We start from the raw sequence: 9,325 nt of genomic DNA on the forward strand, positions 1-9,325 counted from the left end.
AATTCTCACTGTTGTTACTTTGCTTTCGAAGCGATGACTGTCCGGTCTGTTTTGTCGACTAATCGCATTGAAAATACGGGCCACGCAAACGATTCCTGTCTTATTCTTTCATCAACGCATGCAGCCTTTGTCATGCAGATAACGTCATGCGCATGACATTTTCATGAATACTCCGCTCCTGCTGCTCGGCATCCTCCACACCTCTCCGCTTGAAATCGCGTCATTCGTTCTGGCCGTGACGATGGTGCTGCTGAATATCCGGCAGTCGCCCTGGGCCTGGCTGTTTTCGATCACGTCCGCCGCACTGTATGCGATCGTGTTCTATCAGGCGAAGATTTACGGCGACATGACACTGCAGTTTTTCTTCATCGCCGTTTCGCTCTGGGGCTGGTATCAATGGCTGTTCGGCGGCAACGAGCATCATGGCGTCGTTGTCACGCGCTTGACGCGGCGTGGCATCGTCCATACCGGCGCTGCCTGGCTGATCACATGGTTGGCCGTCGCCGTTCTGCTGGAAACGCTGACCGATACCGATGTGCCGCGCATCGATGCCTTCCTGACTGCAGGCAGTCTGGTCGGGCAGTTTCTCCTGTCGCGCAAGAAGCTGGAAAACTGGCATCTGTGGATCGTCATCGATCTGATTTACATCGGCCTCTACATCCACAAGGATCTGTATCTGACCGCGCTGCTTTACGCCGTATTCGTCGTCATGGCGATAGTCGGCTTGCAGGCGTGGAAGAAATCGCTGGCGCAAACCCGCACCGGACAACCATCGCCACAATAAAAAACGCCGCCGGCGTTCTGCATGCCGGCGGCGTTTGCACAGACGAACGTGCTTGTCGAAATCGATCAGAAATCGAATTGCGCCGACAGACGGAACACGCGCGGCGCGCCTGGAATCAGGTAACCGCCGAACGCATTCGACGCATCACCCCAGTAGAATTTGTCGAACACGTTGTCGATGCCGAAGCGGAAAGTCGTCGTCACGTTGGACACTTTGGTTGCATAGCTGGCACCGACATTCAAAATATCGTAACCGTCGATGTCCTTGCGAATATCGCGATTCGGTGCAAATACCTTCTCGCTCGAATGAATCCAGGTTGAATTCAATTTCAGCGCCGGCATGTCCGGAACCGTGTAGTTCACGTACACCGCCGATTTGAGTTTGGGTACGTTGCCGACACGCTTGCCTTCGATCTGTTCATCGCCGGTATCTTCCGCAAATGCCTGCAATGCCGTCAGACTGGCACCCACCAGCAGATTGCGCGTGGCGCGTCCCTGCGCCGACAGTTCCAGCCCGCGATGCACTTCCTTGCCGGCCGTCACGTAGGTGTTGGTGGAATCAATGTATTCGTTATTGCGGCGAATCTGGAACAGGGCCGCAGCCACACTGATATCGGACGACAGATCGGCTTTGACGCCGACTTCATACTGACGCGACACATTCGGATCCAGCACCATGCCGGCGTTCGACGCACCGTCAGGCACTTCGCCGCCAGGCTCCAGCCCCTCCGAATAGGCGCCGTACACCGACCAGTTCGATTGCGGGCTGAAAACCAGCGCCACGTTCGGCAACGCAAATCCGTCATCGGTATGACGCGTCATGACACCGGCCGCGCTGAATTGATCGCGCTCCAGCTCCGTGTAACGCAAACCCAGATGCAGTTTGAGGCGATCCGTCAGCGACAGGATGTCCTGAACGAACACCGAACGCTCTTCATCCTTGCGGCGCAAGGCAACCGGCTTTGTCGGTCCAAGTTTGTAGTCGTAATAAACCGGATTGTAGATATTGCCCATGCCGACGTAATCGAACAGGTAATCGGCAAAGTTGTCGCGACGATTCAGCGTCGAGGCACCAACAGTCAGATCATGCTTGATCGCTCCAGCCTCAAATGTCCCTTGCAACATGGCCTGCGTCGTCAGGACCGTGCGTTTGTCGTTGTCGCGACGCAGGTCGTACAGTGCGTAATCGCCATTTGAGTTATATCCGACAAACCCATTTGCACATCCTGCTGGCACCACCATAGGGCTGGCGGTGATATCCGCGCAACCTGAAGATAACGCCACCGCATCATCACGACGCAGTTCAAAACGGTTGGCCTGCAACGTCGTATGCCAGTTGTCGTTCAACTGGTAGTCGAACTTCAGGCCGAGATTGTTCGTATCGTCAGTGACCGGACGACTCCACGGCTGGTCGTTCAGCATCGTCTTGCCGGTCACGCCGGTCGGGATCCGCTGTTCAGGCCCCAGCAACTGAAAACCCGGCACCGTCAACTGCGACTTGTGCTGATAGTCGACATCCAGTTGCAGCAATGCGCGCGGGCTCAAGCGCCAGTCGAACGCGCCGGAAACGAAGCGACGTTCACCGTCCGAATCGTGCACATAGGAATGAATTTCCTCGGCTGCCGCATTGATGCGATAACCGAACACCTTGTCATCGGAACGACCGCCCAGATCGACCGACGCATAGGCCGTGCCGCGCTCGCTGGTTTCCACGGTGACTGAACGTAACGGCTTGTCGGTCGGCCGCTTCACCACGTAGTTCAGGATACCGCCCGACGAAGCCATGCCGCCGCCCAAGCCGTCCAGACCCTTCAGGATTTCGAAGCGTTCCTTGTTCTCCATCGGAATCGACGAATGCGCCAGGATCACCATGCCATCCTTGCGATAATTGGAACCCATATCGAGCGTGAACCCGCGAATCGCAAACCAGTCGGACAGGCCGACCGCGTTATACGAATTTTGCACGCTGGCGTCGTATTTCACTGCATCGGTCGCGGTGCGAATACTGCGCTCCTGCATCTGCTCGCGTGTGATGACGCTGATCGATGCAGGCGTTTCGCGCAATGGCGTCTCGGAAAAGCTGCCGATGCTGGCGGTGCGTGCAATGCCATCCTTTTCTGCATCCGACGTCACCTGAACCTCGGGTAAAACATTGTCGGAGTCAGCGGTTTGCGCCATCGCAACAGGCGCGAAGGCAAATGCCTGCGCAACGGCGAAGGCGGTCAGTGAATAACGGGGTTGTAATGCAGACATGTCTTTGCTCTATCAATTCGCGTTGGGACAGGCCGCGCGAAGGATGAACAAAGATTCGAAGGACAATATTCTCGAAGGGACTTTGCGCTTCCCTACGCTGGCATTATCCAGGTCAGGTTCAAGGGTTTTATCTCACCCGAAGACAACTCTTCAGGACCCCTAGCGTGGCGCGAATACTATCATGAAAAAACCGTCAAAAAACGGGTTTTCATCGCAAATTCAACAACTTGGAGGCGCAACGGGATTTTGCGCAACAGGAATAATCGGGGATGCAGGCATGAAGAAAACGCATCCGTGGCCGCAAAAACATGCACGGGAATTGCCGGGCGACGAGTCACCCGGCGATCGATCAATCGCGGCGCTTTTCGTTTTTTGCCGACGCCTTTGCGGCGCCGGATTTCTTCTCAGCCACTTCGACCTCGTTGCTGTTTTGATGATCGGTGCGCGCATCTGCCGAATCCGGCGCATGTTCGATACGCGTGATGCCGGCATCGACCGAAATCGGATCGCTGGCGGGAAAACTCATCTCGATCGCCGTGTCCAGCAGGGTTTCCTTTGCCTTTTCGTCTTCGGGAATTTCCGGCTCGGCAGGCAATTCCGCAACCGGGTCGCTGGCGGGAAACGTTTTGGCTAACGCATCATCGAGCAGACGCTCTTCATGCGACGCCGACTCCGGACTGACGCGAACGCGCTCGGCTTCGGCTGCTTTTTGATGCTTTTTCGAATGATCATGCGTCATCACTGGCTCCTTGAACGTTTTCCTTGCTTCAATAGGACAGACATGCAACGCGGCAGGTTCAACCGTCGGTTCAATTTTCAGGCGACGGATATCGCACGTCGATAATGGTCAGCTCTTCATCGCCGGCAGGTCCTTCCAGCATCACGACATCGCCGACCTCGGCACCCAGCAAGCTTTGCGCCACCGGCGACAACCAGCTGATCAGGCCATGCGCAGGATCCAGCTCATCCAGGCCGACGATAGTGATTGTCTGCCGCTCGCCGTCGGCATGTTCGTAAGTCACCATTGCGCCGAAGAATACCTGGTCGTTGCCGACATGCAGTGCGGGATCAACAACGTCGGCGGCGTCGAGCCGGGTTTGCAGATATTGAACGCGCTGATCGCGCTGGCGTGCATCGCCATCGGAAACAGCATCCTGTTGTGCAAGACGTTCCGCCAACAGCTTTCGTAGTTCGCCCTCGAGCCGGCGATGGCCGGCGGGGGTAATGTAATTCTTGACGCCGTCCGGCATGTCCGGCATCGGCACGGGCGCGTCATCGTCACCCGATTCCTTCACAAATGCCTTGTTCATCGACTGTCTCCACCATGCGGACAATCAGTGTGGCATCAGGCTCCGGCGATGTCGGTGTGCTATATCACACAGCAGTCATGCTGCGTTGATCGCAGACATCGCCGGAACATGATCGCGTCATCAGCGTCATTGCAGCGCTAATGCTGCTGAACTACAACGTGATCCTGCAACATCACTCCATGTCGGACCACAATTTGCCGCCAGTGGCCCAGTCCTCGCGCTTGAGTTCGGTAATGAGAATATCGACCGATTCCGCTGACGAGCCGAGCGTCGCGACGGTTGCTTCGGTGACAGCTTTGACGAACGCGCGCTTCTGTTCCAGCGTACGGCCTTCGAACAATTGAACATTGATGGTTGGCATGATTTGATCCCCCTGATTGATGATTGTTGATGATGATTCGATGCAGTGCGATCGCCCGACGAGCAATCGCACATTAGATAATCAGTCCCGATACGACGGCGAAACCGCATCCAGTTTGCGTAACAGCGCCGGCCATTCCAGAATGCCTTCCGGCGAGCCGTCGCCAAGCAATTCCCTGTACGTTTTCGCGCAGACTTCCGGCGGCGGAATATTCAGCGGGCCGCCGCCCGATTGCGCCTTCAGCTGAAATGAACAGGCCTTGTCCAGCGTGTCCATCAATGTATAGGCTTCGGCCACCGTGCGACCGCTGATCAGCGTACCGTGATTACGCAACAGCATCGCCGGATAGTCGCCCAGATTCGCGATCAGGCGGCCCTGTTCGGCGGCCGATAACGCCAGTCCTTCGTAGTCGTGATAACCCATCTGCTGATAAAAGCGCATCGCATGTTGCGACAGCGGCAGCAAGCCACCTTGCTGCATGCCGACGGCGACGCCATTTCCATTATGCAGATGCATGACGCACATTGCGTCCTTGCGCGCCGCGTGCACTGCGCCGTGAATCGCAAAACCGGTGACGTTCACGCGCACATTCTGGTCGCCGATGATGTTGCCGTGAATATCGATCTTCACCAGATTCGACGCAGTGATTTCATCGAAGCGAAAACCGAACGGATTGATCAGGAAACGACCTTCTTCGCCCGGCACCGTGGCCGAGATGTGTGTGTAGATCAAGTCGTCCCAGTTCTTCAGCGCACACAGGCGATAGCAGGCGGCAAGATCGATGCGCACCTGCCATTCGGCAGCGCTGATGCCGGCCGGTGCCGGATGGATGGTTGGATTGTTCATGACGCCCTGACGTTTTGGTTCCGACGAAGTCCGCGCACGATGCGGAAGCCGGAATTATAAAGTCATCTGTAGCAGCGCGATGCCGTCACGACACGACATCACCCGCGCATCCCCCGTTGTTACGCCTGCGCGGGAATGCGCGCGAAACGTCCGCTGTTGAAATCGTCGATGGCTTGCACGATTTCCGCCTCCGTATTCATCACGAACGGGCCGTGGCCGACGATCGGTTCGTCGATCGGCTGACCGCTCAACAGCAGCACAATGGCGTCGCTGTCCGCTTCGATCTTGACCGTGCCGCCACTGCGATCCAGCAAGGCCATTTGCGCCACGCCTACAGTCGTTTCGTCATTAATGTGCACTGCGCCGTGCAGAACAACGATGGCGGAATTCCAGCCGTCCGGCAGCGCATATTCACTCACGCCGTTTTTGTTCAGGCGCAGATCCCACACATGCAACGGTGAGAACGTATGCGCCGGCCCCGCGTGATCGCCGTAAGCGCCAGCGATCACGCGTACGCTGCCCGCGCCATCCGGCAAGTCAATGACTGGAATATCGCTGCTGACAATCGCCTGGTAACCCGGTGCGGTCATCTTGTCGCCAGACGGCAAGTTCACCCACAGTTGCACCATTTCCAGCATGCCACCGGATTGCATGAATGCTTCCGAGTGAAATTCCTGATGCAGGATACCGGCGCCGGCCGTCATCCACTGCACGTCGCCCGGTCCGATCGTGCCGCCCTGGCCGGTCGAATCGCGGTGCGCCACCTCGCCCTTGTAGACAATCGTGACCGTCTCGAAACCGCGATGCGGATGCGAACCCACGCCGCGCAAATGATCGGTTGCAGAGAATTCGGCCGGACCGGCGTAATCCAGCAGCAGGAAAGGGCTCAATTCCTGTGCATGACTGTGATACGAAAACATCGACCGTACGGGAAAACCGTCGCCGACCCAATGCTGCTGCGGTGCGCTAGTAACATTGATAACTTTTTTCATGATTTGCCTTTGCAGAATCTGCCGCGCCAATAGGGTTTTTCCTTATATGCGGACACAAGGCAGCGACGGCAATCCCCGGAACGCTGCATAATAGGCAATTCGTGACTGGCCCATGAATCGCAGCATCGATTCGTCTTGTTCATAGCGAAAACAAATTGATTTTGTAAATTAAATCAATTATGCAAATGATTCGAACTTCTTTAAGATTCGAACTCATACGCTTTTCAACCCGTTTTCAACCCACTTTTTACCAACCAACTCAAAGGAAAAACGACATGTCTTTGATCAATACCCAAGTCCAGCCGTTCAAGACGCAAGCCTTCCATAACGGCAAGTTCATCGAAGTGACGGAACAATCGCTGAAAGGCAAATGGTCCGTCCTGATTTTCATGCCGGCAGCATTCACGTTCAACTGCCCAACCGAAGTGGAAGATGCTGCTGACAGCTACGCAGAATTCCAGAAACTGGGCACCGAAGTCTATATCGTCACCACCGATACGCACTTCTCGCACAAAGTCTGGCACGAAACGTCGCCTGCAGTCGGCAAGGCAAAATTCCCGCTGGTTGGCGATCCGACGCACCAACTGACCAACGCTTTCGGCGTGCACATTGCTGAAGAAGGCCTGGCACTGCGCGGTACGTTCATCATCAACCCGGACGGCGTCATCAAGACCCTGGAAATCCACTCGAACGAAATCGCTCGTGACGTTTCGGAAACACTGCGCAAACTGAAAGCTGCCCAGTACACCGCCGCTCACCCGAACGAAGTCTGCCCTGCAAAATGGAAAGAAGGCGAAAAGACCCTGGCTCCATCGCTGGATCTGGTCGGCAAGATCTAATCAGGTAGTTGGCAGTACCGCTGTTTGCCGAACCCGAGCCGGGTTCGGCTTCAGCAAACCCTTAACGAAGAAAGTAGAGACCATCATGCTGGATGCAAATCTCAGAGACCAATTGAAAGGCTATTTGGAGCGCATCGTGCAGCCGATCGAGATCGTTGCATCGCTCGATGGCAGCGAAAAATCGCGCGAACTGCAGGAACTGCTGCAGGAAATCGTTGTGCTGACCGACAAGATCACCCTGGTCGAACGCACCGACGACCATGAGCGCAAACCGTCTTTTGTCATTAAACGCCCTGACGCACACGCCGGCATTCAGTTCGCCGCGATCCCGATGGGCCACGAATTCACCTCACTGGTGCTGGCCTTGCTGCAAACCGGCGGCCACCCGTTGAAAATCGAAGATTCCGTGATCGAACAGATCAGGAATCTGGACGGCGACTACACGTTCGAAACCTATATGTCGCTGTCGTGCCATAACTGCCCGGAAGTCGTGCAAGCCTTTAACGTGATGGCGCTGATCAATCCCCGCATCAAGGCAGTCACGATCGACGGCGGCCTGTTCCAGGACGAGGTCAAGGAACGCGAAATCATGGCCGTGCCGACCACATTCATGAACGGCCAACCGTTCGAATCCGGTCGCGTCAGCATCGAACAGATTCTCGCCAAACTCGACACCGGCGGCAACAAACGCAAAGCTGAGGAGCTGAGCGCGAAAGCACCGTACGACGTGTTGATCGTCGGCGGCGGACCTGCGGGTGCAGCGGCTGCAATCTATGCAGCGCGTAAAGGCATCCGTACCGGCGTCGTTGCTGTACGTTTCGGCGGTCAAGTGCTGGATACGCTGGCGATCGAGAACTTCATTTCGGTGCAAGCGACCGACGGTCCGAAATTCGCCGTTGCGCTGGAACAGCACGTTCGTGAATACGATGTCGACATCATGAACATCCAGCAGGCGTCTGAACTGGTGCCGGGCAAACTGATCGAGATCAAGTTGAAAGACGGCGGCTCGCTGAAAAGCAAAACCGTGATTCTTTCTACAGGCGCGCGCTGGAAAACCATCAACGTGCCGGGCGAAGCCGAATACCGCAACCACGGTGTCGCGTATTGCCCGCACTGCGACGGTCCGCTGTTCAAGGGAAAACGTGTTGCCGTGATCGGCGGCGGTAATTCCGGTGTGGAAGCGGCGATCGATCTGGCGGGCATCGTCGGTCACGTGACCTTGCTTGAATTTGCACCGGAACTGCGTGCCGATGCCGTGCTGCAGAAAAAATTGTTCAGTCTGGCAAACGTCACCGTGATCACCTCGGCACAAACGAGCGAAATCACCGGCGACGGCAAACGAGTGAACGGCCTGGTTTACAAGGATCGCAATTCCGAAGAAACCAAAACCGTCGAGCTGGAAGGCGTCTTCATCCAGATCGGTTTGGTGCCGAACACCGAATGGCTGAAAGGCACGGTCGCGTTGTCGCGTCATGGCGAAATCGAAGTCGATTCGCACGGTCGCACCTCGATTCCGGGCGTATTCGCTGCCGGCGACGTCACCACGGTGCCGTACAAGCAAATCGTGATTGCAGTCGGTGAAGGCGCGAAAGCATCGTTGTCCGCTTTCGATCACCTGATCCGCAGCTCGGTCGATGAAGAAATTGTTTCAGAGAAAAAAGGCGAAGCCGTTACTGCCTGATTCCGTTTTTAGCAGAACATGAAAAGCCGCAGCAATGCGGCTTTTATTTTTTCTGAATGCCCATCCACATCCGGGCGCGATCACGGCGGTGCGCCCTTTGGAGATACGCCTTTATTTGTAAATTTTTCAAAATGAAATTTGTAACAGACGATGGTTTTGTGACCGTTTCCTGAATTACACTGGCTCGGCAGCATCTCAAAAATATGAGGAGACAAACAATGAAAAAGTCTTTCTGCATGTTGCCGCACACCGCCGCCATT

The 9,325-nt window shown here is 55.8% G+C and carries 10 protein-coding genes and 1 riboswitch; of the genes, 3 read left to right on the top strand and 7 right to left on the bottom strand.

Annotated elements, in window-relative coordinates:
* Positions 1–163 precede the first annotated feature (163 nt).
* On the top strand, positions 164–784 hold the full coding sequence (pnuC, locus tag VN114_RS04860; protein WP_325512551.1) for a nicotinamide riboside transporter PnuC: 621 nt from the start codon (positions 164–166) through the stop codon (positions 782–784).
* A 65-nt stretch (positions 785–849) separates the two neighbouring features.
* Here pnuC and VN114_RS04865 read toward each other — a convergent pair whose 3' ends face one another.
* The 6 genes from VN114_RS04865 to VN114_RS04890 form a co-directional block, all read right to left on the bottom strand.
* A complete protein-coding gene (locus VN114_RS04865; RefSeq protein ID WP_325512553.1) occupies positions 850–3,036 on the bottom strand; it encodes a TonB-dependent siderophore receptor in 2,187 nt (728 codons plus the stop codon).
* A gap of 72 nt (positions 3,037–3,108) precedes the next feature.
* A riboswitch (TPP riboswitch) is annotated at positions 3,109–3,207 on the bottom strand.
* A 178-nt stretch (positions 3,208–3,385) separates the two neighbouring features.
* Positions 3,386–3,775 carry a hypothetical protein gene (locus VN114_RS04870; RefSeq protein WP_325512555.1) on the bottom strand — a complete coding sequence of 130 codons (390 nt, stop codon included), beginning with the start codon at positions 3,773–3,775 and terminating at the stop codon, positions 3,386–3,388.
* Positions 3,776–3,845: 70 nt separating this feature from the next.
* The gene (locus tag VN114_RS04875) at positions 3,846–4,346 is read right to left on the bottom strand and encodes a GreA/GreB family elongation factor (RefSeq protein WP_325512557.1); all 501 of its coding nucleotides are present in this window, start codon (positions 4,344–4,346) and stop codon (positions 3,846–3,848) included.
* A 172-nt stretch (positions 4,347–4,518) separates the two neighbouring features.
* Positions 4,519–4,707: a 4-oxalocrotonate tautomerase gene (locus tag VN114_RS04880; RefSeq protein WP_325512559.1), complete on the bottom strand. Its 189-nt coding sequence runs from the start codon at positions 4,705–4,707 to the stop codon at positions 4,519–4,521.
* An 81-nt stretch (positions 4,708–4,788) separates the two neighbouring features.
* The gene (locus tag VN114_RS04885) at positions 4,789–5,553 is read right to left on the bottom strand and encodes a class II aldolase/adducin family protein (protein ID WP_325512561.1); all 765 of its coding nucleotides are present in this window, start codon (positions 5,551–5,553) and stop codon (positions 4,789–4,791) included.
* 119 nt (positions 5,554–5,672) lie between these two features.
* The gene (locus tag VN114_RS04890; RefSeq protein WP_325512563.1) at positions 5,673–6,545 is read right to left on the bottom strand and encodes a pirin family protein; all 873 of its coding nucleotides are present in this window, start codon (positions 6,543–6,545) and stop codon (positions 5,673–5,675) included.
* 275 nt (positions 6,546–6,820) lie between these two features.
* On the opposite strand from VN114_RS04890, the gene ahpC reads away from it, so the two are divergent.
* The gene (gene ahpC / locus VN114_RS04895; RefSeq protein WP_325512565.1) at positions 6,821–7,384 is read left to right on the top strand and encodes an alkyl hydroperoxide reductase subunit C; all 564 of its coding nucleotides are present in this window, start codon (positions 6,821–6,823) and stop codon (positions 7,382–7,384) included.
* An 85-nt stretch (positions 7,385–7,469) separates the two neighbouring features.
* Positions 7,470–9,065 (top strand): alkyl hydroperoxide reductase subunit F, encoded by a 1,596-nt coding sequence (gene ahpF / locus VN114_RS04900; RefSeq protein ID WP_325512567.1) that lies wholly within the window; start codon positions 7,470–7,472, stop codon positions 9,063–9,065.
* Positions 9,066–9,145: 80 nt separating this feature from the next.
* On the opposite strand, the gene VN114_RS04905 is transcribed toward ahpF, so the two are convergent.
* Positions 9,146–9,325, bottom strand: a 180-nt coding sequence (locus VN114_RS04905; protein ID WP_325512569.1) for a hypothetical protein, incomplete at its 5' end; no start/stop codon positions are given.

The sequence above is a fragment of the Oxalicibacterium sp. genome (assembly GCF_035565035.1).
Taxonomy (GTDB): Bacteria; Pseudomonadota; Gammaproteobacteria; order Burkholderiales; family Burkholderiaceae_D; genus Oxalicibacterium.

What these genes read in the sequence shown, in the direction of transcription:
- ahpC (WP_325512565.1), top strand. Translation starts at nt 6,821, where the DNA reads ATGTCTTTGATCAATACCCAAGTCCAGCCGTTCAAGACGCAAGCCTTC.
- VN114_RS04875 (WP_325512557.1), bottom strand. Translation starts at nt 4,346, where the DNA reads ATGAACAAGGCATTTGTGAAGGAATCGGGTGACGATGACGCGCCCGTG.
- VN114_RS04865 (WP_325512553.1), bottom strand. Translation starts at nt 3,036, where the DNA reads ATGTCTGCATTACAACCCCGTTATTCACTGACCGCCTTCGCCGTTGCG.
- VN114_RS04870 (WP_325512555.1), bottom strand. Translation starts at nt 3,775, where the DNA reads ATGACGCATGATCATTCGAAAAAGCATCAAAAAGCAGCCGAAGCCGAG.
- VN114_RS04885 (WP_325512561.1), bottom strand. Translation starts at nt 5,553, where the DNA reads ATGAACAATCCAACCATCCATCCGGCACCGGCCGGCATCAGCGCTGCC.
- VN114_RS04880 (WP_325512559.1), bottom strand. Translation starts at nt 4,707, where the DNA reads ATGCCAACCATCAATGTTCAATTGTTCGAAGGCCGTACGCTGGAACAG.
- ahpF (WP_325512567.1), top strand. Translation starts at nt 7,470, where the DNA reads ATGCTGGATGCAAATCTCAGAGACCAATTGAAAGGCTATTTGGAGCGC.
- pnuC (WP_325512551.1), top strand. Translation starts at nt 164, where the DNA reads ATGAATACTCCGCTCCTGCTGCTCGGCATCCTCCACACCTCTCCGCTT.
- VN114_RS04890 (WP_325512563.1), bottom strand. Translation starts at nt 6,545, where the DNA reads ATGAAAAAAGTTATCAATGTTACTAGCGCACCGCAGCAGCATTGGGTC.